Annotated in this window: 23 protein-coding genes; 11 read left to right on the top strand and 12 right to left on the bottom strand. The window is 67.2% G+C overall.

The genetic code is table 11. The features are described from left to right. Positions 1–91: 91 nt before the first annotated feature. Complete coding sequence (locus tag HMPREF3113_RS00790; protein WP_019182833.1) at positions 92–1102, bottom strand: N-acetylornithine carbamoyltransferase; 1011 nt, start codon at positions 1100–1102, stop codon at positions 92–94. Between the two features lie 360 nt (positions 1103–1462). Continuing rightward, complete coding sequence (locus HMPREF3113_RS00795; protein ID WP_070425542.1) at positions 1463–2035, bottom strand: hypothetical protein; 573 nt, start codon at positions 2033–2035, stop codon at positions 1463–1465. 255 nt (positions 2036–2290) lie between these two features. On the opposite strand from HMPREF3113_RS00795, the gene cysS reads away from it, so the two are divergent. The 3 genes from cysS to HMPREF3113_RS00810 all read left to right on the top strand — a co-directional run bounded on the left by cysS (position 2291) and on the right by HMPREF3113_RS00810 (position 5498). Then, positions 2291–3658 carry a cysteine--tRNA ligase gene (gene cysS / locus HMPREF3113_RS00800; RefSeq protein WP_070470161.1) on the top strand — a complete coding sequence of 456 codons (1368 nt, stop codon included), beginning with the start codon at positions 2291–2293 and terminating at the stop codon, positions 3656–3658. 149 nt (positions 3659–3807) lie between these two features. Continuing rightward, on the top strand, positions 3808–4248 hold the full coding sequence (locus tag HMPREF3113_RS00805; RefSeq protein WP_070470164.1) for a SufE family protein: 441 nt from the start codon (positions 3808–3810) through the stop codon (positions 4246–4248). Then, the gene (locus tag HMPREF3113_RS00810; protein WP_070470167.1) at positions 4245–5498 is read left to right on the top strand and encodes an MFS transporter; all 1254 of its coding nucleotides are present in this window, start codon (positions 4245–4247) and stop codon (positions 5496–5498) included. Before HMPREF3113_RS00805 ends, HMPREF3113_RS00810 begins: the two co-directional genes overlap by 4 nt. Positions 5499–5564: 66 nt before the next feature. Here HMPREF3113_RS00810 and dksA read toward each other — a convergent pair whose 3' ends face one another. Next, on the bottom strand, positions 5565–6836 hold the full coding sequence (dksA, locus tag HMPREF3113_RS00815; RefSeq protein ID WP_070470170.1) for an RNA polymerase-binding protein DksA: 1272 nt from the start codon (positions 6834–6836) through the stop codon (positions 5565–5567). A gap of 272 nt (positions 6837–7108) precedes the next feature. Here dksA and yidD point away from each other — a divergent pair, with 272 nt between their 5' ends. The 3 genes from yidD to HMPREF3113_RS00830 are packed head-to-tail and all read left to right on the top strand — an operon-like array spanning position 7109 to position 9555. Continuing rightward, entirely contained in the window at positions 7109–7366 is a 258-nt protein-coding gene (gene yidD / locus HMPREF3113_RS00820) for a membrane protein insertion efficiency factor YidD (RefSeq protein WP_019182827.1), read from the top strand. Next, a complete protein-coding gene (locus HMPREF3113_RS00825; RefSeq protein WP_046273205.1) occupies positions 7367–8713 on the top strand; it encodes a dihydroorotase in 1347 nt (448 codons plus the stop codon). Then, entirely contained in the window at positions 8713–9555 is an 843-nt protein-coding gene (locus HMPREF3113_RS00830) for a M23 family metallopeptidase (protein WP_070470173.1), read from the top strand. The genes HMPREF3113_RS00825 and HMPREF3113_RS00830 overlap by 1 nt, the downstream gene beginning before the upstream one ends. Before the next feature lie 77 nt (positions 9556–9632). On the opposite strand, the gene HMPREF3113_RS00835 is transcribed toward HMPREF3113_RS00830, so the two are convergent. From HMPREF3113_RS00835 to efp, 5 genes are all read right to left on the bottom strand, one after another. Next, on the bottom strand, positions 9633–10340 hold the full coding sequence (locus tag HMPREF3113_RS00835; RefSeq protein ID WP_070470176.1) for a squalene/phytoene synthase family protein: 708 nt from the start codon (positions 10338–10340) through the stop codon (positions 9633–9635). A gap of 18 nt (positions 10341–10358) precedes the next feature. Continuing rightward, positions 10359–11042 (bottom strand): phosphoglycolate phosphatase, encoded by a 684-nt coding sequence (locus HMPREF3113_RS00840; protein WP_070470178.1) that lies wholly within the window; start codon positions 11040–11042, stop codon positions 10359–10361. Further along, a complete protein-coding gene (gene ubiG, locus HMPREF3113_RS00845; protein WP_070470181.1) occupies positions 11035–11766 on the bottom strand; it encodes a bifunctional 2-polyprenyl-6-hydroxyphenol methylase/3-demethylubiquinol 3-O-methyltransferase UbiG in 732 nt (243 codons plus the stop codon). The genes HMPREF3113_RS00840 and ubiG overlap by 8 nt, the downstream gene beginning before the upstream one ends. Before the next feature lie 16 nt (positions 11767–11782). Continuing rightward, a complete protein-coding gene (locus HMPREF3113_RS00850; protein WP_070470184.1) occupies positions 11783–13126 on the bottom strand; it encodes a TRZ/ATZ family hydrolase in 1344 nt (447 codons plus the stop codon). Positions 13127–13362: 236 nt separating this feature from the next. Further along, positions 13363–13932, bottom strand: a complete 570-nt coding sequence (efp, locus tag HMPREF3113_RS00855) for an elongation factor P (protein ID WP_019182820.1) — start codon at positions 13930–13932, stop codon at positions 13363–13365. Positions 13933–14058: 126 nt separating this feature from the next. On the opposite strand from efp, the gene epmB reads away from it, so the two are divergent. Next, positions 14059–15063: an EF-P beta-lysylation protein EpmB gene (epmB, locus tag HMPREF3113_RS00860; protein ID WP_019182819.1), complete on the top strand. Its 1005-nt coding sequence runs from the start codon at positions 14059–14061 to the stop codon at positions 15061–15063. Here epmB and HMPREF3113_RS00865 read toward each other — a convergent pair whose 3' ends face one another. The 3 genes from HMPREF3113_RS00865 to HMPREF3113_RS00875 are packed head-to-tail and all read right to left on the bottom strand — an operon-like array spanning position 15064 to position 18945. Further along, positions 15064–17190: a putative bifunctional diguanylate cyclase/phosphodiesterase gene (locus HMPREF3113_RS00865; protein WP_070425552.1), complete on the bottom strand. Its 2127-nt coding sequence runs from the start codon at positions 17188–17190 to the stop codon at positions 15064–15066. Continuing rightward, on the bottom strand, positions 17187–18119 hold the full coding sequence (locus tag HMPREF3113_RS00870; RefSeq protein ID WP_139146270.1) for a phosphate/phosphite/phosphonate ABC transporter substrate-binding protein: 933 nt from the start codon (positions 18117–18119) through the stop codon (positions 17187–17189). Before HMPREF3113_RS00870 ends, HMPREF3113_RS00865 begins: the two co-directional genes overlap by 4 nt. A gap of 52 nt (positions 18120–18171) precedes the next feature. Continuing rightward, positions 18172–18945, bottom strand: a complete 774-nt coding sequence (locus HMPREF3113_RS00875) for an RNA methyltransferase (RefSeq protein WP_070470187.1) — start codon at positions 18943–18945, stop codon at positions 18172–18174. A gap of 119 nt (positions 18946–19064) precedes the next feature. Between HMPREF3113_RS00875 and HMPREF3113_RS00880 the strand changes: the two genes are divergently transcribed. After that, the gene (locus tag HMPREF3113_RS00880) at positions 19065–19892 is read left to right on the top strand and encodes an inositol monophosphatase family protein (protein ID WP_019182815.1); all 828 of its coding nucleotides are present in this window, start codon (positions 19065–19067) and stop codon (positions 19890–19892) included. A 113-nt stretch (positions 19893–20005) separates the two neighbouring features. On the opposite strand, the gene htpX is transcribed toward HMPREF3113_RS00880, so the two are convergent. Next, the gene (gene htpX / locus HMPREF3113_RS00885; RefSeq protein WP_070470190.1) at positions 20006–20878 is read right to left on the bottom strand and encodes a protease HtpX; all 873 of its coding nucleotides are present in this window, start codon (positions 20876–20878) and stop codon (positions 20006–20008) included. A 93-nt stretch (positions 20879–20971) separates the two neighbouring features. Between htpX and gluQRS the strand changes: the two genes are divergently transcribed. The 3 genes from gluQRS (at position 20972) to phaR (ending at position 23332) form a co-directional block, all read left to right on the top strand. Next, complete coding sequence (gene gluQRS, locus HMPREF3113_RS00890; protein WP_070470193.1) at positions 20972–21877, top strand: tRNA glutamyl-Q(34) synthetase GluQRS; 906 nt, start codon at positions 20972–20974, stop codon at positions 21875–21877. A 53-nt stretch (positions 21878–21930) separates the two neighbouring features. Next, positions 21931–22671, top strand: coding sequence for an acetoacetyl-CoA reductase (phbB, locus tag HMPREF3113_RS00895; protein WP_070470196.1), 741 nt, complete (start codon positions 21931–21933; stop codon positions 22669–22671). 121 nt (positions 22672–22792) lie between these two features. Continuing rightward, the gene (gene phaR, locus HMPREF3113_RS00900) at positions 22793–23332 is read left to right on the top strand and encodes a polyhydroxyalkanoate synthesis repressor PhaR (RefSeq protein ID WP_070470221.1); all 540 of its coding nucleotides are present in this window, start codon (positions 22793–22795) and stop codon (positions 23330–23332) included. The last annotated feature ends 2 nt before the right edge of the window (positions 23333–23334 follow it).

The following is a 23334-nucleotide window of genomic DNA, read 5'->3' on the forward strand; positions in this document are numbered from 1 at the left end:
TTTCGAGGCGGTAGAGCCACGCCATGCGTGGCTGCTATTCGTTGGGCGCCGCGAAGCCACGCATGGCGTGGCTCTACGGCCGCCGTGCTGCTTATCGTCCTGCCAGCGCCGACATGATCGCCTTCTGCACATGCAGGCGGTTTTCAGCCTCGTTGATCGCGATGCACTGCGCCGAGTCCATCACGCCGTCGGTGGCCTTCACGTTGCGACGCAGCGGCAGGCAGTGGCTGAACACGCCGTTGTTGGTCAGCGCCATCTTGGCTTCGTCCACGATGAAGTGCTTGTACTGGTCGCGGATCGGCTTCTCCGGCTCCCAGTTGCCGAAGAACGGCAGCGCGCCCCAGCTCTTGGCGTAGACGACATCGGCGCCGGCGTAGGCGCTGGCGATGTCATGGCTCACCTGCAGCGAACCACCGCTCTCGGCCACGTTCTGCTCGGCCCAGCCCATGTAGCGCTCATCCAGGATGTAATCCGGGGTCGGGCACAGCAGGGTCACGTCCATGCCCATGCGGGTGGCGATGGTCAGCGCCGAGTTGGCCACGGCGGTGTTCAGCGGCTTGGGGTGGTAGGTCCAGGTCAGCACGTACTTCTTGCCGCGCAGGTCCTGGGTGCCGAAGTGTTCCTGCAGCGCCATCACATGGGCCAGTTCCTGGCACGGGTGGGTGATGGTTTCCATGTTGATCACCGGCACCGGCGAGTACTTGGCGAAGCTCTTGAGCACTTCGTCTTCGCGGTCCTTGGTCCAGTCGATGAACTTCGGGAACGCGCGCACGCCGATCAGGTCGACGTAGCGGCCCAGCACCCTGGCCACTTCGGCGATGTGCTCTTCGGTATCCCCGTCCATCACCGTGCCCAGGTTGAACTCGATCGGCCAGGCATCCTTGCCCGGCTGCAGCACGATCGCGTGGCCGCCCAGCTGGAACGCGCCCAGCTCGAAGCTGGTGCGGGTACGCATGGAGGGGTTGAAGAACACCAGGGCAATCGACTTGCCCTTGAGCTCGTCGCCCAGCTTGTTGCGCTTGAACAGCGCGGCCTGGGTCAGCAGGGCATCCAGGTCGGTGCGGCTCCAGTCCTGGGTGTTCAGGAAGTGCTTCAGGGACATCGATCGATCCTTTGCGGCTGGTTTTCCACCGTTTCCGGCGGGGGTTGGGGGCGCCGGGGCGCGGTCAGGGCTCAACAAAACACATACAGATGAAACTTTTCAGATCGCAGAAACGAAAAAACCCAGCGCGGGGGCTGGGTTTTCCGAACAGACAGCACGAAGCTCCGGTTACCCAGCGAAAATGTGGGGTTCCGGTCGGCGGGCACGCGACGTCATGCCCGTAGCCATACGGGCGGCGCTGGTGTCGTGCTGGAAGTCGGTGAGTTTCATGGCCGCCCATCTTTGCATGCACCCGGGGTGGGTGCAAGGCCTGAATGGAAATTCAGTTTGAAGGTGTCGCCGATGGGGCGACGGAAGGGGTCACGGATTGGCGCCGCCGGCCTGTTCATTGCCGACCCAGGGGGTGATCGAGACCCGGATCTTGAGCCGGTTGCCCGGGTCTTCGGGCAGGCGCGAGCGGTACTTGGTGCCCTTGTAGACGTAGTCCACGTCGTAGGCGATCGGGCGGCGGAACTCACGGCCCACCGGAATGATCTTGCAGTCCCGGGTCAGCAGTGGACCGGTATTGGCCGGCGCGGCCTCCACCACGACGGTTTCCGAATAGCCACTCTCATCGGTGCTGCCATCTTCGCGGCGGAAGATCGAGCGCACCGAATCCATGAAACGTCCGAAACGACCCTTGTCTTCCTGCGGCTCTTCGCCGGTGACGTTGACCGGAGCCAGCGTGCGGGTGGAGACCGGCTCGCAGTGCTCCTCGGTACGCGTGGCGCGCAGGGTCTGGAAGACCGGCTCCACGTTGAGCACCTGGGCGTAGTCGAACTTGACGTTCTCCACGATCACCACCCGGTTGCGCACCTCACCGTCCTGGGCGCACGCCCCGAAGGCGGCACTTCCGAGCAGGCAGACCAGCGTCAACAACGAAGCGGATTTCATTGGCAACAAGGAAAAGGACAAGGGGGATAGTTTAGGCAGTGCCAGGCACAAGGGGCTGAACATTACCCTTCCGTGACGCGTATGCCCATAGGTCGGGCCCCAGCCGCGGCCCCGGGGCCGCCTCCACGGGGCCGATCGGCTGAAGCCTTCAGCCGGCGGCCGTGGTGACGCGAACGCCTGCATGCCCTGCCCCGCATCCCCCCAAAGGCCCCGACACGTTCTAAAATCGACCGCTTACCCCCGCTCCCGACCCTCATGACCCTGCGCCTGCACAACAACCTGACACGCCAGCTCGAACCGTTCACCCCGCTCGATCCGACCTGTCCGACCCTGTATGTGTGCGGCCCCACCGTCTACAACTACGTCCACATCGGCAACGCCCGTGGCCCGGTGGTGTTCGGGGTGCTGGCCGACGTGCTCCGGCGCCGTTTCGGCGGCCTGCGCTATGCCCGCAACATCACCGACGTGGATGACAAGATCAACACGGCCGCGCGCGAGCAGCAGGTCCCGATCAGCACCATCACCGACCGCTTCGCCGCCGCCTACCGCGAGGACATGGCCGCGCTGGGCGTGGTCCCGCCGGACATCGAGCCGGAAGCCACCGCGCATATCCCGCACATCATCACGATGATCGAGCAGTTGATCGGCAACGGGCATGCGTATGCCGCCGAGGGGCACGTGCTGTTCTCGGTGAGCTCCTACGCCGATTACGGCAAGCTCTCGCGCCGCGACCCGGACGAGATGCTGGCCGGCGCGCGCGTCGACGTGGCGCCGTACAAGCGCGACCCGGGCGACTTCGTGCTGTGGAAGCCGTCCAGCGACGACCTGCCGGGCTGGGCATCGCCGTGGGGCCGTGGCCGCCCGGGCTGGCACATCGAGTGCTCGGCGATGGCTGCCGCGCATCTGGGGCCGACCATCGACATCCATGCCGGCGGCGTGGACCTGCAGTTCCCGCACCATGAAAACGAGATCGCGCAGAGCGAGTGCGCGCACGGCGGGCAGACGTTCGCCCGGTTCTGGCTGCACAACGGCATGCTCAACTTCGGCGGCGCCAAGATGAGCAAGTCGATCGGCAACATCGAGCGCGTGCACGACCTGGTCCGCCAGCATGCCCCCGAGGCGCTGCGCTATGCGCTGCTGTCGGCCCACTACCGCCAGCCGCTGGACTGGTCCGACGCGCTGATCGAGCAGTCTGTGCGTACGCTGGACCGCCTGTACGGCACCCTGCGCGACCTGGTCGACGTGGAGGCTGCTGCGGTGATTCCGGCCGAGATCGAGGCCGCGCTGGATGACGACCTCAACACGCCGCAGGCACTGGCCGAGCTGGCCCGCATCGCCGGCGAGGCACGCAGGGCCGGCGACGCCGACAAGGCGCACTGGAAATCCGCCCTGCTCGGCGCCGGTCTGGCACTGGGCCTGCTGCAGCAGGATCCCGCCGCATGGTTCGGTACTGCAGGCGGTACCGATGACGATGCGGCCATCCAGGCCCTGATCGACGAACGCGCCGCCGCCAAGCAGGCGCGTGACTTCGCCCGCGCCGATGCGATCCGTGACCAGCTGGCCGCCGAAGGCATCGTGCTGGAAGACACCGCCCAGGGCGTGCGCTGGTCGCGCAAACGCTGAACGGCCGCCCGGCTGACCGTCGGGCGCTGCCAGACACTGCCCGGTCCGCCGGGCGTCGCCACGACACAGGCCCGGCCACGGACGGCCAGGCTGCTTCCCCCGCAAACGCACGGTCACCCACGGACGGCGAACACCGACCCGGAGCCCCCATGACCCCCACCTCCCCGTTCCCGCTCGAACCCACCGCCGCCGAAGCCCAGGCTGCCATCGCCGAGGAATTCGCGTTCTTCGGTGACTGGTCCGAGCGCTACCAGTACCTGATCGACCTGGGCCGCAAGCTGCCCACCTTCCCGGAAGAATGGAAAACCGAAGCGCACCGCCTGCTCGGTTGCCAGTCCATGGTCTGGATCGTGCCGGAGGGCAACGCCGAGGCCCTGCGCTTCCACGCGATCAGTGATTCGGCGATCGTCTCCGGGCTGATCTACCTGGCCCTGCGCGTGTACTCGGGCCGTTCCGCTGCCGAGATCCTGGCCACCGAGCCAAGCTACATCCAGGACATCGGGCTGTCGCGTCACCTCTCGCCGACCCGCAGCAACGGCGTGGCGGCGATGCTGGCCTTCATCCGCGACACCGCGCAAGCGCAGTCGTGACGCCCTCCGCCGATCCGCAGGAGCCCGACAGCGCCCTGCAACTGCTGGCCCGCCCGGGCTTTTCGCTGGTGCTGGCGTATCGCATCTTCGCGATGCTCTCCTACCAGATCGTCGCGGTGACGGTCGGTTGGCATATCTACGAAGTCACCCGCAATCCGTTCTCGCTGGGCCTGATCGGCCTGGCCGAGGTACTGCCATTCTTCTGCGTGGCGCCATTTGCCGGCTACCTGGTCGACCACCTGCCCCGCCGCCGGCTGGGCATGGTCGCCTGCAGCGGGCTGGTGATGACCGCGCTGGTGCTGACCGCGGTGGCCCAGGGTTGGCTGCCGTTCCACGGGGTGTGGCCGATCTACGCGGCGATCGCACTGACCGGCATGGTCCGCGCGTTCCTCTCGCCGATCTACAACGCGCTGTTCGCCCGTGTGCTGGAGCGCACCCAGTATGCGCGCGGCGCGGGCCTGGGCGCAGTGGTGTTCCAGGCCGGCATGGTGGCCGGCCCCGCGCTGGGCGGCGTGCTCGTGGCCTGGGGCGGCAAGGGGGTGGCCTACGGCGTGGCGGTCGGCGTGTCGCTGATCGCGCTGGGCTGCCTGGCGGCGCTGCGTGTCTCCGAGCCGGTGCATACGGGCCCGGCGGCGCCGATCTTCAAGAGCATCGCCGAGGGCGGCCGCTTCGTGCTGGGCAACCGGATCATGGTCGGGGCGATGGCGCTGGACATGTTCTCGGTGCTGCTCGGCGGGGTGGTGGCGATGCTGCCGGCGTTCCTGCACGAGATCCTCCACCACGGCCCGGAAGGCCTGGGCGTGCTGCGTGCGGCGCCGGCGCTGGGTTCGGTATGCGTGGGCCTGTGGCTGGCGCGTCGCCCGTTGCAGCGCAATGCGGGGCGCGTGCTGTTGTTCGCGGTGGCCGGTTTCGGGCTGTGCGTGATCGGGTTCGGGTTGTCGTCGAATTTCTGGTTGTCGGCGGCGATCCTGCTGTTCTACGGTGCCTTCGATGGTGTCTCGGTGGTGGTACGTTCGACGATTCTGCAGTTGGCGACGCCGGAGGAGATGCGCGGGCGGGTGTCGTCGATCAATGGCATTTTCATCAGTTCGTCCAATGAGTTGGGCGCGTTCTATGCGGGCACGATGGCGAAGCTGCTGGGGCTGGTCCCGGCGGTGGTGCTGGGGGGCTTTGCGGTGTTGAGCGTGGCCGGGATCACGGCCTGGAAGAATCCGACGCTGCGGCGGTTGAATCTGCGCGATCTGCATTGAGGATACGGCCAAAAAAAACCCGGCCGAAGCCGGGTTTTTCGTAGAACAGCACAACCAACAGCGCGATCAGTCGCCCTGCTGCTTCTGCAGGTGCTCCCAACGCTCCTGCGCATCGATCGTGCGCTCAGCGGTCAAACGGGCTTCCAGACGATCCAGACCGATCTCTTCGCCGGTATCCACGCAGAAACCGTAGTCACCGTCTTCCAGACGCTTCAGCGTGCTGTTGATCTTGCCGATCAGCTTGCGGTAACGATCACGGGTACGCAGTTCCAGCGAGTTCTCGGTCTCGCGGGTGGCGCGCTCGGCCTCATCGCCGATGTCACGCACTTCTTCCTGCAGATTCGCGATGGTCTGCTTGGATTCCTCGACCAGATCATTGCGCCAGTGCTGCAGGCGCTGGCGGAAGTACTCCAGCTGCAGCGGGCTCATGTATTCCTCTTCCGCGCTCGGCTTGTAACCGTCGGGCAGGATCGGACGACCGGTGGCTTCGTCAGTCTTGTATTCCACCACCTTCACCTTGGTGCGCGGGGCCGGGGCGGCCGAACGCGCTGCCACGGCAACGGCGACCTTGCCGACCGGGCGGGACACGGGCTTGGGGGCGGACTCGGACTTGGCGGGGGTTTTTGCAGGCGATTTCGAAACGGGCACGGGATTCTTGTTTTGCGGGGCCTTGGAGGCGGGGGCGGCTGCGACCGGCGCCGGCGCGGAGGCCGGAGGGGTGACAGGTTTGGCCGCGCTCTTGGCCGGGACAGACTTGGCCGGGGCCGGCGATGCCGGCTTCGGTGCGGACTTCACTACGGGTGCTGCAACCGGCTTGGCGGCCGGCTTGGATGCCACGGGCTTGCTGGCGGTCTTGCTGGCCTTCACCGGCGTGGCCGGTGCCTGCTTGACCGCGGTCTTCTTCGCCGGTGCCGGCTTGGATGCCGGTTTGGCGGCAGCAGGCGTCACGGTCTTCTTGGCCGCCGTCTTGCTGGCAGCGGTTTTCTTGACGGGCGCCTTGCTCACTGGCTTGCCCGCCGCGCGCTTGGCGGGCGTGGCAACCGGCTTGGCGACCGTCGACTTCTTGGCAACGACCTTCTTGGCGACGGTCTTCCTGGCCACCACCGTCTTGGCAGCAGGCTTCTTGGCGACCGCCTTCTTGACGGCTTTGGCGGGCGACTTGCTGGCCGCCTTCTTGACGGGTGCCGTCCTGGCAGCCGGTTGTTTGGATGCAGGCTTGCCCACCGGCTTGGCGGCCGGCTTCTTGGCAACGGACTTGGCCGCCAACTTCTTTACAACAGGCTTGGCGGTTTTCTTGGCGGCCTTGACGGCCTTCTTTGCAGTTTTTTTAGCAGCCACGAAACGCTCTTCCTTGGATTCCCCGGGGCCCGGGAAAGCGGGCCTTTATAGCCTACCCGACCAGCAGCAGCAACCACACCGCCTACTCCGTTCAGCCCCGGAGTCGCAAGGCGTGCGACCGGTCCACCTGGCTGGCGGGCCGACGTGCGCAGTTCGGTACCTGACCCGGCGATACCGCCGGGGCGGCCCGTCGCGCGCGTGGGTGCGGACGGGTCCAACGCCCCATCCTGCGACAAATGCGGCCTTCATGCCAACTGGAATAAGATTGGGGGGTGATCTCACGCCTGCTCATCGCCCTGCTGCGCTTCTACAAGCGCTTCATCAGCCCGCTGCTGGGGCCGCGTTGCCGCTTCATGCCCAGCTGTTCTGAATACGCCATGCAAGCCATCGCCACCCATGGCCCCGCGCGCGGCAGCTGGCTGGCCGCGCGCCGGCTGGGCCGCTGCCATCCCTTCCATCCCGGCGGTATCGACGAGGTGCCGCCGCGCGCCGCGCACGACGCCGCCTGCCGCTGCACAGGAAAACACTGAATGTCCTCCACGCTCATCGTCAACGCCCGCCTGGTCAACGAAGGCACCATCACCCAGGGCGACCTGCGCATCGAAGATGGCCGCATCGCGCAGATCGGCCCCGGCCTGGACGCCCGTCCGGGCGAAACCGTGGTCGATGCCGCCGGCCGCTGGCTGCTGCCGGGCATGATCGACGACCAGGTCCATTTCCGTGAGCCCGGCCTGACCCACAAGGGCGACATCGCGACCGAATCGGCCGCGGCCGTCGCCGGGGGCCTGACCAGCTTCATGGACATGCCCAACACCAACCCGCCCACGCTCAATGCCGAGATCCTGCAGGCCAAGTACGATGCCGCCGCCGGCCGTGCACGCGCGAACTACGGGTTCTACATGGGCGCCAGCAACGACAACCTGGCCCACATCCAGTCGCTGGACCCCAAGACGGCGCCGGGCATCAAGGTCTTCATGGGTGCCTCCACCGGCAACATGCTGGTCGACAACCCGGAAACGCTCGATGCGATCTTCCGCGATGCGCCCACGCCGATCATCACGCACTGCGAAGACACGCCGATGATCGACGCCAAGGCCAAGGAGTACGCCGAGAAGTACGGTGATGCCCTCAGTGCCGAGCAGCACCCGGACATCCGCTCGCGCGAGGCCTGCCTGAAGTCCTCCGAGCTGGCCGTGTCGCTGGCGAAGAAGCATGGCACCCGCCTGCACGTGCTGCACATCTCCACCGCCGATGAGCTGGCCCTGTTCGAACGTGGCCCGCTGATCCGCGCCGATGGCAGCCGCAAGCAGATCACCGCCGAAACCTGCATCCATTTCCTGCGCTTTGACCGCAGCGATTACGCGCGGCTGGGCAACCTGATCAAGTGCAACCCGGCGATCAAGGAAGCCAGCGACCGCGAGGCGCTGACCCGCGCCGTGGCCGATGACGTGATCGACGTGCTCGCCACCGATCATGCGCCGCACACCTGGGAAGAGAAGCAGAAGCCCTACGCACAGGCGCCGTCCGGGCTGCCGCTGGTGCAGTACGCGCTCGTGGCCGCGCTGGAGCTGGTGCACGAAGGCAAGCTGGAGATCACCCAGGTCGTGCAGAAGTTCGCGCATGCCCCGGCGCAGCTGTTCGACGTCAGCCAGCGCGGTTACCTGCGCGAGGGCTACTTCGCCGATCTGGTGCTGGTCGAGGACGTGCCCTTCACCGTCAAGCGTGAAGACGTGCTCTCCAAGTGCGGCTGGTCGCCCTTCGAGGGCACCACCTTCCGCTCGCGCATCGCCTCGACCTGGGTCAACGGGCAGTTGGCATGGGATGGCGAGAAGCTGGTGGGCTCGCCGAATGGCCAGCGCATGAGCTTCGACCGCTGATGCGGGCACGGTTGCTGAGTGCGGCCCTGGCGGCCGCCGGCGTCGCTGCGATGGGCAGTCTGCTGCCCTCGCCCGTCATGGCCCAGGCCGAGGCGCGCGTGGTGTTCCCGGCCAGTGCCTCGCAGGGCGCGATGGTGATCGGCAAGGTGCCGGCCGGCAGCGTCGTGCAGTACGGCGGCCGCACCCTGCGCGTGAGCGGGTACGGCAGCGTGGTGTTCGGCATCGGCCGCGATGAGAAGGGCCCGCTGCAGGTGCAGGTGAAGCGCCCGGACGGCGGCAGCGAGACGGTCAGCATTGCGGTCACCCCGCGCGACTGGCCGACCGAGCGGGTCAACGGCGTGCCGCCGAAAACGGTCAATCCGCCCCCGGCGATCGCCGAGCGGATCAAGCGTGAGCAGGCCCAGGTCACCGCCGCGCGTGCCCGCGATGACAACCGCGCCGACTTCGCACAGGCCTTCATCTGGCCGGTCCAGGGCCGGATCAGCGGCCGCTTCGGCAATGCGCGCGTCTACAACGGGCAGCCCGGCTCAGGCCATTCGGGCATGGACATCGCGGTGCCGACCGGCACCCCGGTGAAGGCACCGGCGGCGGGCGTGGTCACCTTCGCCGGCCCCGACCTGTATCTGACCGGTGGCACGCTGCTGCTCGATCACGGTTTCGGGATCAGCTCGAACTTCCTGCACCTGTCGCGTATCGACGTGAAGGTTGGCGACCGGGTTGAGCAGGGTCAGGTGATTGCCGCCGTGGGCGCGACCGGCCGCGCGACCGGGCCGCACCTGCATTGGGGCATGAACTGGTTCGATACCCGCATCGATCCGCTGCTGGTGCTGGAAAGGAAGTAACGCTGTGGTAGGTGCCGATCCTGGTCGGCACGATCGCACAGAGCGTGCGGACCAAGGTCCGCACCCACCAGAAACAGTCAGCCGCGCGCCGCCCACCAGGCCAGCCACAGCGTACGCATCGGCGTGGCCTGGTACTGGCGGTCCTGCGCCCAGGTCTTCTGCCGGGCGCGCGCCAGGGCGGCGTACAGACGGCGCGGGCGCGGGCCTGCGACCCGGGCCGGCCACTTCGCCAGCAGCTGCTGCGCCCACCGGCGTGGCGCGGCGCTGTCATCCTCGGCCAGCAGCGAACGCGGAATGGCCGCGACGCCACTCTCGTGCAGGCGCTGGGCCAGGGTCTGCACCAGCACCGGGGTGGCGACATCGCCCCGCGCCGGCGTCTGGAACATCACCGCTTCCACCGCGGCCACCGCGGCCGCATAGGCCTGCAGCGAACGCAGCGCCTGCGCCGGATCGACCGGCACAGCTCGCGCCTCGATCAGATCCGGCAGGGTCTCGGCCAGTTGTGCCCACGGCGCACGGACCGGCTCGAGCACCCGGCCCAGCGGATGGCGCGAGCGCTGCACGGACCAGCTGCGCAGCTCCTCACCCCACCACGCCAGCTTGGCATCGGACGGCATCGGGTCGCCGGCGGTATTGAGGATGTCGTCGAACTCCTGCAGCAGCGAGAACCACGCCACCACCAGGGTGCGCTGGCGCTCGGGAACGAAGCGTTCGGCCACCTGCCACTCGGGCCAGCGGGTCCGCCACTTGTCCAGGAAACTGTCCAGGGCGCTGGAAGTACTCACGATGTATTCCTTGAAAGGCTAGAGCGTGCGCGGAAGCGGCCACGCCTTGGCATGTTGCAGGTGTTCGGGCAGTGCGACGAGGGTGTCGGCACCCCACGCCAGCGGATCGTCGGCGTCCAGCCGGTAGCCCCACAACGCGGCGACCGAGGCCATGCCGGCGGCGTTGGCGGCGACGATGTCGCGCTCGTCATCGCCCACATAGACACAGGTGCCCGGGGCGATGCCCATGCGTTCGGCGGCGATCAGCAGCGGCAGCGGATGCGGCTTGCGCTGGGCCAGGGTATCGCCGCCGATCAGCACCTTGCAGCGCTGTTCCCAGCCCAGCTGCGGCACGATCAGCCGGGCCAGGTATTCGGGCTTGTTGGTGACGATGCCCCAGACACAGCCGGCCGCATCGAGCGCGTCGAGCATGCCGGCGATGCCATCGAACAGCACGGCGTGCTGGCCGATCAGGCCTTCGTAGCGTTCCAGGAACTCAGGAACCAGCGCATCGCGTTCGACCTGGTCCAGCTCGGGAAACGCCACCGAGACCATCGCACGCGAGCCTTTCGAGACCACCGGGCGCAGTGCGTCCAGGGTGATCGGCGCGCGCGCGCGGGCGGCCAGCATCGCGTTGGCGGTGGCCAGCATGTCCGGTGCGCTGTCCAGCAGGGTGCCGTCCAGATCGAACAGCACCGCCGGCGGGAAACTGGACTCAGACACCTGTGGCGTCGTCCGGCTTGACCGCGTGGGCCAGGTAATTGATGTCGGTGCGCGTGCTCAGGCGGGCACGGTTGCGCCACGGCTCATAGGCCATGCCGCTGACATCGCGCAGGTTGAAATCGGCCTCGCGCAGCCACTTGCCCAGCTCGGCCGGCTTGATGAAATCCTGGTAGTGGTGCGTGCCCTTGGGCAGCAACCGCGCCACGTACTCGGCGCCGACAATCGCCACGGCGAACGCGGCCGGGGTGCGGTTGACGGTGGAGAGGAACAGCTGGCCGCCGGGCTTGAGCAGGCGGTGGCAGGCGGCGATGATCGCGCCCGGGTCCGGCACGTGCTCGAGCATTTCCATACAGGTGACCACGTCGAAGCTGCCCGGCTGTTCGGCGGCCAGGTCTTCAGCGGCCTGCACGCGGTAGTCGACGGTAACGCCGGTCTCCAACCCGTGCAGGCGTGCGACCTTGACCAGCTCCGGGGCCAGGTCGATCGCGGTCACGTCCGCGCCTTCCTTGGCCAGCGCTTCGCTGAGCAGGCCGCCACCGCAGCCGATATCGAGCACGCGGGCGCCGCGCAGGGTCACGCGCCGGGCGACGTACTGCAGCCGCACCGGGTTCAGGGCATGCAGCGGCTTCTGCGGGCCGTCGACGTCCCACCAGCGGTTGGCGAGGGCGGCGAACTTGTCCAGTTCGGCCTGATCGAAATTGGTGGACGCGTGGGGGGTGTTCATGGGGATCCTTGGTGCATCAAGCACGGATGTGTCGGATACGCTCGCGCCACTGGCGCGCGTTGGCGACGATCGCCGCGGTGTCCATGCCGACCAGTTCGCGCTGGACCAGCTTGGGCTGGCCGGCGATCCAGACATCGCTGACCTGATGGCGGCCGGCGGCATACACAAGCTGCGAGAGCACATGGTGCAGCGGTTGGGTTTCCAGTGCGGACAGATCTACGCAGACCAGATCGGCCTGCTTGCCGACCTCGATCGAGCCGATGCGGTCACCGAAGCCCAGCGCGCGCGCGCCGCCGAGCGTGGCCGCACGCAGCGTGGTGGCCGCGTCCAGCGCCGTCGCGTCATTGGCGACGGCCTTGGCCAGGATCGCCGCAGTGCGGTTCTCGCTGAACATGTCCAGGTCGTTGTTGCTGGCGCAGCCGTCGGTGCCGATCGCCAGGTTCACGCCAGCACGCTGCAGCGCGCAGGCCGGGCAGAAGCCGGAGGCCAGCTTGAGGTTGGATTCCGGGCAGTGCACCACGCTCACGCCGCGCTCGGCGCACAGGTGGATTTCGGCCTCGGTCAGCTGGGTCATGTGCACGGCGATCAGGCGGTCGTTGACCAGGCCCAGCCGGTCCAGGCGCGCCAGCGGGCGTTGACCGTGCAGCTTGAGCGAGTCGCTGATTTCCTGCGCGGTTTCATGCGTGTGCAGGTGAACCTGCATGTCCAGTTGGTCGGACAGCATGCGCACGCGCTCGAAATTGGCGTCGTTGACGGTATACGGCGCGTGCGGCGCGAACGAGGTGCCGATCAGCGGATCGTTGCGCCACTGGTCGTGCAGTTCGCCGGCCTTGGCGAAGTACTCGTCGTCGGTCTTGGCCCAGGCAGTCGGGAAATCAATGATCACCGCGCCGACCAGCGCACGGAACCCGTGCTGCTTGTAGACGGCGGCCTGGACGTCGGAGAAGAAGTAGTTTTCGTTGGCGCAGGTGGTGCCGCCGCGCAGCATCTCGGCGATGGCCAGGGTGGTGCCGTCGGCCACGAACTCCGGTCCGATCACCGCCGCTTCCACCGGCCAGATGTGCTGCTGCAGCCAGACCATCAGCGGCAGGTCGTCGGCGACGCCCCGCAGCAGGGTCATGGGATTGTGGGTGTGTGCGTTGACCAGACCCGGCATCAGCGCCGCCTCCGGGCGCGAGACGGTCTGCTTCGGCGCAAAGCGCTCGCGTGCTTCGGCACGCGGCAGGATCGCGATGATCTCGCTTCCACGCACGGCCACGGCATGGTCTTCCAGCACCACCGCATGCGGTTCGATCGGGACCACGTAACCGGCTTCGATCAACAGGTCACAGGCTTCGGGAATGCGGGCGGTGTCGGTCATGCGTGCTCACTGTGCTGGGCGGACGACCCGAAGGCGTGGGCGACCGGGACGCTTGGGGGGTAGAGCCGACCGTTGGTCGGCTTTACCGGGTGCGGTGGCCGGTGGGTACCGCAGCCGACCAACGGTCGGCTCTACACGGTGCGGTGGCCGGTCGGTACTGCAGCCGACCAACGGTCGGCTCTACCGGTCCCGCAGCCGACCAACGGTCGGCTCTACCGTAATCCGGCTTTGCCGGATTACTTGCCTGCGCGTGCGGAGTATTCGCCCGAACGGGTGTCGACCTTGATGATTTCATCCTGGTTGACGAACAGCGGCACGCGGACCACCGCGCCGGTTTCCAGGGTGGCCGGCTTGCCGCCGCCGCCCGAGGTGTCGCCACGGACGCCCGGATCGGTCTCGGTGATCTTCAGCTCGACGAAGTTCGGCGGCTGGACGAAGATCGGCTCGCCGTTCCACAGGGTGACGATGCAGGACTCTTCGCCCTTCAGCCACTTCTCCGCGCCGCCCATGCCGGCCTTGGTGGCCTGGACCTGCTCGAAGGATTCCGGGTCCATGAAGTGCCAGAACTCGCCGTCGCTGTACATGAAGTCCATGTTGGTATCCACGACGTCGGCCTTCTCCACGTCATCGGTCGCCTTCATCGTCATTTCGACCACGCGGCCGGACTTGATGAAGCGGTACTTCATGCGGGTGAAGGCCTGGCCCTTGCCCGGCTTGACGTATTCGGTCTCGGTGATGACCGCTGGTTCATTGTTGACCAGGATCTTCATCCCGTTCTTGACGTCGTTCATGCCAACAGTGGCCATGTTGAAACTCCTGAATGGGCAAACGCCGCGCAGGCGCGGCGAGCCGGATAGAATGGGAAATCCCACCGACACCGGTGGGGTGACTCGATATTTCTGACCCACATGATAACCGCAGGCCCCCATTCCATGCAGCTTTCCGCCACGCCCCTGGCCGCCCCCGTCCGCTGGCAGCAACGGTGGCGCGAGGCGATCCGCGACCCGCGCGAGCTGCTGCGGCAGCTGGGGCTGGATCCGGTGGCGCTGGGGGTCTCGGATGAGGCGGCCGGCCAGTTCGCGGTGCGCGTACCGCAGGGCTTCGCGGCCCGGATGCGCCACGGCGACCGCCATGACCCCCTGCTGCGCCAGGTCCTGCCGATCACCGACGAGCTGAAGGTCGTGCCCGGCTTCAGCCTGGATGCGGTCGGCGACGGTGCGGCCAAGAAGGCCACCGGGGTCATCCAGAAGTACCGCGGCCGTGCCCTGCTGGTCACCACCGGCAGCTGCGCGATCAACTGCCGCTACTGCTTCCGCCGCCATTTCGACTACGGCACCGAAAACGCCGCCCGCGAGGGCTGGCGCGATGCGGTGGACGCGATCGCCCAGGACCCGGACATCGATGAGGTCATCCTGTCCGGGGGCGATCCGCTGTCGCTGGCCACGCACAAACTGGTCGAGCTGACCGCGGCGCTGAAGCAGATTCCGCACCTGCGCCGGCTGCGCATCCACAGCCGCCTGCCGGTGGTCCTGCCCGAACGCGTGGATGACGAACTGGTGCAGTGGATCGCCTCGCTGCCGTGGCCGGTGGCGTTCGTGATCCATGCCAACCATGCCAACGAGTTCGATGCGTCGGTGGATGCCGCGATGGCGCGGCTGCGCGCGGCCGGTGCCACCCTGCTCAACCAGGCGGTGCTGTTGCGCGGGGTGAACGATTCGATCCAGGCGCTGCAGGCACTGAGCGAGCGCAGCTTCGCCGCCGGCGTGCTGCCCTATTACCTCTACCAGGTGGACCGGGTCGAGGGCGTGGCCCATTTCGAAGTGGCCGACGACACCGCCAAGGACCTGCATGCGCAGCTCACCGCGCGCCTGTCCGGCTACCTGGTGCCCAAGCTGGTCCGCGAGATCTCCGGCGACAGCAGCAAGCGCCCGGTCTGATCAGCTGCCCGATTCGAGCAGCTGCACCACATCGGTCGCGCTGACCGGATGGCTGAGCCAGTAACCCTGGGCCAGGTCGCAGCCGCGCTGGGCCAGCAGGTCGAACTGCACTTCCTGCTCGATGCCCTCGGCCACCACGGTGATCCCCAGGGCGTGGGCCATGGCGATGATGGCCGTGGTCAGGGCCAGGTCGTCCGCATCGCGCTGCATGTCGGCCACGAAACTCTTGTCGATCTTGACCCCGTCCACCGGCACCTGGCGCAGATGGCTCAGGCCGGAGAAACCGGTCCCGAAATCGTCCAGCCACACCTTCACACCGGTCCGGTGCAGCTTGTCCAGCAGGGCGGCGGCCAGCATTTCATCGCCGATCACCGCCGTTTCGGTCAGCTCCAGGTGCAGCCGCGAGGCCGGCAGGCCGGTGTCGCGCAGGCAGTCGGCGACCAGCGTGGGCAGTTCGCCGCCGCGCAACTGCCGCGGGGAGACGTTGACCGAAACGAACAGCCCTTCCCCGTCGCCGCCGACCGGCCACTGCACCGCCTCGGTGCAGGCCGCGCGCAGCACCTTGGGGCCGATCACTTCGATCAGCCCGCTCTGCTCGGCCACTTCGATGAAGACCGACGGCGGGATCGTGCCCAGGGTCGGGTGCTGCCAGCGCAGCAGCACTTCCACGCCGACCATGCGGCGGTCGCGGGTGCGGAAGATCGGCTGGTAGGCCAGCCGCAGCTCGCCCCGTTCCCAGGCACCGCGCAGCTCCTGCTCCATGTGCACGCGGCGCTCGACCGCATGGTCCATCGCCCGGCTGTAGTAGCGGTAGCAGTTCTTGCCGGCCATCTTGGCCTGGTACATCGCGATGTCGCCGTTCTTGAGCAGCGTGGTGGCGTCGGCAGCGTCATCGGGGAACAGGGTCACGCCGATCGAAGAGCCCAGGAACAGCTCCCGGCCCTGCACCACCAGCGGCTTGCCCAGTTCGCGCACCAGGATCTCGGCCAGTTCGCGGGCGCCGGCAGCGACATCGCCCTCCCCGATCAGGATCACGAATTCATCGCCGCCAAAGCGCGCCAACAGCGCCTCGTCCCCACCGGCCTGGGCCACCGCCGCGCTGATGCGCTGGGCGAACTGCAGCAGCGCCTCGTCGCCGGCCTCGTGGCCCAGCGTGTCGTTGACGCGCTTGAAGTCGTCCATGTCCGCGAACAGCAGGCCCAGCCGGTGGCCGGAGGCCCGCGCGGCCATCAGCCGGTGGTCCAGCGCCTCGCGGAATGCCAGCCGGTTGGTCAGCCCGGTCAGGGCATCGGTATAGGCCATGTGCCGCACTTCGCGGTCGTGCCGGGCGATCGCCTGGCTCATCCGACCGAATGCACGCATCAGCTCACCGACTTCATCCTGGCGCCGGATCTCCGGCATCTGCAGGGTGTAGTCACCGGCCTCGATCTGGCGCGCCGCCCCGGCCAGCCAGCGGATCGGCGTCACCAGGGTGCGCTGCACGTAGATGATCACCACCGCACCAATCCCGACCAGCAGCCCGAGCATCAGCAGCAGCCAGCCCAGGTGGCGCTTGCCGACCTGCTGCAGGCGGTCGCCCAGGGTCTGGTTGGCCTGCTGCTCCATGGCCTGCACATCGTCCAGCGCCATGCCCACGCGCACCCCGCCGATCCGCTGGTTGCCGATCATGATCGGCATCGCGTTGTCGAGCACCTTGGGCGACTGCTGGACCACCAGCTCGCGCGCGCCGGCGGCACCGGCGGCGAGCGGGTCGGTCATCGGCTGGCCGAACTCCAGCACGTCCACCGTGCCGTCGTGGATCAGCCTGCCGTTCTCGTCGAACACCAGCACATAGCGCACCACCTGCTGCCGCGAGGTATTGCGCACCAGCGCCCCGACCTGCTCCAGGTCGTTGTAGTACAGCGGGTTGGCCAGCGCATCGGACAACTCGCGGGCCAGTGCTTCACCGCGGCTGCGCACACTGCGGTCGAACAGGTCATGGATGACCGTGCCGCTGAGATGCTGCACCTCGTCCTGCATCGTCGCCTGGCGCCCCAGCACCACGGCCACGATCGCCACCACGACCAGCATCGCGCCGCCCATCGCCAGCACGAAGCGGGCCTGCATTCCCGAACCCAAGCGACTCATTCCACTTCCATCCGCACGCGCGTCAAGCCTTGTTTCAATTCATCCAGCCGGTGCTGCATCTGCGCATCCACCCGGTGGAACCCGGAAGTACCAAAAAATGTCTTCAATGCCGGCTGCGCCTGGGGATCGGATGCGGCATCCAGCAGCACCTGCTGCAGCCGGTCGCGCACCTTCGGATCCAGCCCTTCGCGCACCATTTCCACCGCACGCGGATACGGTTCGGTGCGATGGATGACCCGGAAATCACGCAGGAAGTTGGCCGGAATGCGCTTGCCATCAGACCAGTCCACGCTGCTCACCGCACCGGCATCCACCAGGCCCTTGTGCACGAAGGTGGCGATGTTCGCCTCCGAGCGCGCGAAGACGTAACCGACGGTGTCCGGGGCGGCGACATCGCCCAGCGAGGAGAGAATCTCCGGTGTCTCGCCGTGCTGCAACAGGGTCATCACCGGCACCAGGTAGGCGCTGGTGGAGGCCGTGTTCTGCAGGGCCAGGGTGTGCCCGCGCAATGCTTCCAGCGTCTGGATGGGGCTGTCGCGGCGCACGAAGAACACGGTGTGGTACTCGCGCACGCCGCTGCGTTCGGTCAGCAGCAAGGGCCTGGCACCGCTGCGCAGCCCCAATGCGACGGCGGTGCCGGAGGTCTCGGTCACCCAGTCCACGCGGCCGCGGCGCAGGTAGCTGCCCATCTGCTGGGTATCGCGCGCCATCAGGATCCGGCCTTCGGTGATGCCGACGTCGTGCAGGCGCGGAATCACGTAATCAAGCAGGGGCTGCAGCTGCGCATAGTGTGACCTGGGGTCGTCGCTGATCCGTCCCAGCACCAGGACATGGGCGGGTCCGGCAAACGCCGGACCGGTCATCGCGGCGATGGCCAGACACAGCAGTACGCTCTGCAGCAGCCTTCGCAGTCCCGACAAGCCCATCACTCCCCCCAAGGAATCGAGACAGACTACCCGAAAAAATGAGAACTGCGTCAGCTTACAGAGGCTTGTTGGTCGCCAATCGCGCCATGCGCTGTGCGTCGGACAGGATGCCGCGCAGCAGGCGCACTTCCTGTTCACTCAGTTCGGTGCGCAGGAACAGGCGGCGCAGCTTGCGCATCGCCGATTCAGGCGCACGGCCCTTGTGGAAGTCGATCTCATCCAGGGTGTCGCCAAGCTGGCCGAACAGGCCTTCGACCTGCGCATGGCTGGCCGGGGCTTCGCCGAAGCCGGGCTCGACCGGCGCGGCGACCGGCGCATCGGCCGCGCCCAGGATCGCCATGCGCACTTCGTAGGCCAGGACCTGGACGGCGGCCGCCAGGTTCAAGGAGCTGAACTCAGGGTTGGACGGGATATGGACGGCGGCATGGCACAGCTGCAGCTCTTCGTTGGTCAGGCCGGTGCGCTCGCGGCCGAACACGAAGGCCACCTCGGCCGGTTCGGCGGCCTTGGCCAGCACGCGCTGGGCGGCCACGGCCGGCAGCAGTTCTTCCAGCTGGACCCGGCGCGAGCGGGCGGTGCAGCCCAGCACGAAGCGGCAGTCGGCCACGGCTTCGGCCAGGGTCGCCACCACCGGGGCATCGCCCAGGACATCTTCGGCGCCGGCCGAGCGGCGGAAGGCCTCCTCATCCAGCGGTTTCTCGGGCGCGACCAGGACCAGGCGGCCCAGCCCCATGGTTTTCATGGCCCGTGCGGCCGCCCCCATGTTTCCGGGGTGCTGGGTGCCGACCAGGACGAAGCGGATGCGGGCGGGAGCGGTTTCTACGGACATGAACGGGCCAAATGCGAGCAGGACAGCGACAAATGGTAAACTGTGCGACCGGCCTCTGCGCCGGGACCGCTCTTTTCCCCCGCCAAACCCCTACTCTGCCTTTACGGGAGCTTTTCGCCATGCAGAAACCCGCCGTCACCGTCATGGTCAAGGCCGCCCGCCTCGCCGGCAACGTCCTGTTGCGCAACATCAACAAGCTCGAGGCGTTGAACGTCGTGCAGAAGGGCCGCATGGACTATGCCAGTGAAGTCGATGCAGATGCGGAAAAGGTCATCGTCAAGGAACTCAAGCGCGCCTATCCCGAGTACGGGATCATGGGTGAGGAAGGTGGCGTGCAGTCGGTCAACCGTTACATGTGGGTCATCGATCCGCTGGACGGCACCAGCAACTACCTGCGCGGCTTCCCCCATTACTGCGTGTCCATCGCCCTGGTCGAGAACGGTGAGCCGATCGACGCGGTGATCTTCGATCCGCTCCGCAATGAGCTGTTCACCGCCAGCCGGGGTGCCGGCGCGGTGTTCAATGACCGCCGTATCCGTATTGCCGAGCGCAAGGATCTGGGCGGCGCGATGATCCATACCGGTTTTGCGCCGCGTGAGCGCCAGCGCACGAGTGCACAGCTGAAGGCGGTGGACGCGCTGCTGGTGCAGGCCGAAGACGTGCGGCGCACGGGCTCGGCCGCGCTGGATCTGGCCTACGTGGCCTGTGGCCGTGCCGATGCGTATTTCGAGGCCGGCGTGAAGGCCTGGGATATCGCCGCCGGTGTGCTGCTGGTCCGCGAAGCCGGTGGCCGCGTATGCGACTTCAAGGGCGCCACGCCGGCCCGCATGGACAGCCGTGGTCCGGAAACCCAGCAGATCGTTGCCGGCAATGTGAAGATCAGCGATGCGCTGCAGAAGGTGCTGGTCAATACCGGCTACGCGGCCGAGTTCGACGCGAAGTTCTGATCGGGCTGGATGTGATCTGCATGACGACGGCGCCTTCGGGCGCCGTTGTTGTGTGTGGGAACAAAAACGCCCGGCGAAAGCCGGGCGTTCTGGTCAGCGCATCGCGGTGCGGATCACACCACGGTGTTGTTGGCAGCGCGCAGGGCGGCGATGCGCTCGTCCAGCGGGGGGTGGCTCATGAACAGCTTCCTGGCGGCGCCGCCAGCGATGCCGAAGGCGGCGATCTGGGTCGGCAGGGTGCTCTGGCCGTGGTTGACCTTGAGGCGCTCCAGGGCGGCGATCATCTTCTGGCGGCCGGCCAGGTGCGCGCCACCGGCGTCGGCGCGGAACTCGCGGTGACGGGAGAACCACATGGAGATCATGGTGGCGAACAGGCCGAACACCATTTCCAGGACGAACACGATGATGTAGTAGGCAAAGCCGCGGCCGCCGCCTTCGCGGTTGCCGGACAGGGCGCTGTCGATGAAGCCACCGACGATGCGGGCCAGGACGATCACGAAGGTATTGAGCACGCCCTGCAGCAGGGCCATGGTGACCATGTCGCCGTTGGCGACGTGGGCGATTTCATGGCCGAGCACCGCTTCGGCTTCGTCTTCGCTCATGTTGTGCAGCAGGCCGGTGGAAACCGCGACCAGCGCCTTGTTGCGGTTGGCGCCGGTGGCGAAGGCATTGATTTCCGGCCCTTCGTACACGGCCACTTCGGGCATGCCGATGCCGGCTTCACGGGCCTGCCGCTCGACGGTGGCCAGCAGCCAGCGTTCGGTCTGGTTGCGCGGCTCGGTGATCACCACCGCGCCGGTGGAGCGCTTGGCCATGAACTTGGAGAGCAGCAGGGAAATGAACGAGCCGCCGAAGCCGAAGATGGCGGCAAAGACCAGCAGACCGCTCATCTGGTTGGGATTGACACCCAGCACCGACATCACGATGCCGGCCAGGATAAGCACCGCAAAGTTGGTCAGCAGGAAGAGAGCAATGCGACTGAACATGGGAAAAGGACGCTCGTTGGAGGTTGATGACTGCAAATCTGCGGGGACTTCAGCTTGAATTCAAGTCGCAAACTGACCGACGATTCATAGTCCATGTCCGATTCCTCCTATTGCGGGCGCTTCGCGCCCTCGCCCACCGGCCCGCTGCACCCCGGCTCATTGCTGGCGGCGCTGGGCAGCTGGCTGCTCGCGCGCCATGCCGGCGGCCGCTGGCTGGTGCGGGTGGAGGATGTCGATCCTCCTCGAACGGTGCCCGGTGCGGTGAACGGCCAACTGGCCGCGCTGGCCGCCTTCGGGCTGTGCAGTGACGGGCCGATCGTTCATCAGAGCCAGCGCGGCGCGCTGTACCAGGCGGCGCTGGACCGGCTGCTGCGCGAGGGCAAGGCGTTCGCCTGCCATTGCAGCCGCAGCGAGCTGGCCACGCAGGGCGGCATCCATCACCACTGCGTGGCCCGCGCCGCGCGTGCGCAGCCGGCGGTGAGGCTGCGGGTACCGCCGGGCAGCGTGGTGGGGTTCGAGGACGGCCTGCAGGGCCGGATCGTGCAGGACGTACACGCCGAGGTCGGCGACTTCGTGCTGCGCCGGGCCGACGGTTACTGGGCGTATCAGCTGGCGGTGGTGGTCGACGATGGCGCGCAGCACGTGACCGACGTGGTCCGGGGCGCGGACCTGCTCGATTCCACTCCACGCCAGATCCTGTTGCAGCAGGCGCTGGGATTGCCGACCGCGCGCTACCTGCATCTGCCGCTGCTGCTGGGTCCCGATGGGCGCAAGCTCTCCAAGTCCGAGGCCGCTCTGCCGATCGACCCTGCCGACCCGCTGCCGGCCCTGCGCCGGGCCTGGGCGCAGCTCGGCCAGGACCCGGCGATCGGCGCGGGTGTCGAGGACGTTTCAGGTTGGCTGCACCAGGCGGCGGCCTGCTTCGATCCGGTGCGATTGCCACCGGGCGACATCCCCATGCGGCAACCGGCTGACGGGGCTGCCCCTTTTGCCCGCTGATGTTGCAGAATCCTGTTCCCCCTTGTTGGCCCTGCCTTTCGGAGTAGCTGCTCATGACATCTCGCGTCGCACTGGTCACCGGTGGTACCGGCGGTATCGGTACTGCTATCTGCCAACGCCTGGCCGACCAGGGCCATCGGGTCGCCACCAACTACCGTGACGAAGCCAAGGCCAAGGCCTGGCGCGAGAAGATGCTGGCCCGCGGCTGCGATGTGGCGATCTTTCCGGGCGATGTATCCAAGCCGGACACGGCCGAAAGCATGGTGCAGGCCGTCGAAGCGGCGCTGGGCCCGGTCGAGATCCTGATCAACAACGCCGGCATCACCCGCGACACCACGTTCCATCGCATGCGTGCAGACCAGTGGCACGATGTCATCAACACCAACCTCAACTCGGTGTTCAACGTCACCCGCCCGGTAATCGAGGGGATGCGCCGCCGCGGCTGGGGCCGGGTCATCCAGATCAGCTCGATCAACGGCCTGAAGGGCCAGTACGGCCAGGCCAACTACGCGGCGGCCAAGGCCGGCATGCACGGTTTCACCATTTCCCTGGCCCGTGAGAACGCGGGTTTCGGGATCACCGTGAACACCATCTCTCCGGGCTACGTGGCAACGGACATGGTGATGGCCGTGCCGGACGAAGTGCGCGCCAAGATCATCGCCGACATTCCTACCGGCCGCCTCGGCAAGCCGGAAGAGATCGCCTACGCAGTGGCCTTCCTGGTCAACGAGGAAGCGTCCTGGATCACCGGCTCCAACCTGGACATCAACGGCGGCCACCACATGGGGTGGTAAGCGCCGAAAATGCTGCACTCCATGTTGCGCAACATAAATGCGGCCCCTTGCTACCTATGGCGGTTGCATAGGCTGCTGCACTGCGCCATGCTGCGCGCCTACTGTGATGAGTGACTGCTTCATGGCTGCGACCCGCATTATCAAGAAGTACCCGAACCGCCGGCTCTACGACACGGAAATCTCCAGCTACATCACCATAGAGGATGTGCGCCAGCTGATCCTGGACGGTGAGGACTTCGAGGTGCGTGACGCCAAGAGCGGCGATGACCTGACCCGCTCGGTGCTGCTGCAGATCATCGCCGACCAGGAGCAGGACGGCGAACCGATGCTGTCCACCCAGCTGCTCAGCCAGCTGATCCGCTTCTATGGCGACTCGCTGCAGGGCTTCATGGGCAACTATCTGGAGCGCAGCATGCAGGTCTTCCTGGACCAGCAGCAGCAGTTCCGCCAGCAGATGGGCAATCTGCTCGGCCAGACCCCCTGGGCGATGATGAACCAGCTGACCGAGCGCAACATGGAGATGTGGCAGGACTTCCAGCGCAACATGGGCGCCGGCTTCGGCGGCCGCCCGGGTGGCACCGGGACGGGTACCGGCACGGGCACGGGTACCGGCAAGAAGCCGGAAACGCCGCCACCGGGCGCAGGCAAGACCCGCCGCTGAGC

The sequence above is a fragment of the Stenotrophomonas sp. HMSC10F06 genome (assembly GCF_001807865.1).
Lineage (GTDB): Bacteria > Pseudomonadota > Gammaproteobacteria > Xanthomonadales > Xanthomonadaceae > Stenotrophomonas > Stenotrophomonas bentonitica_A.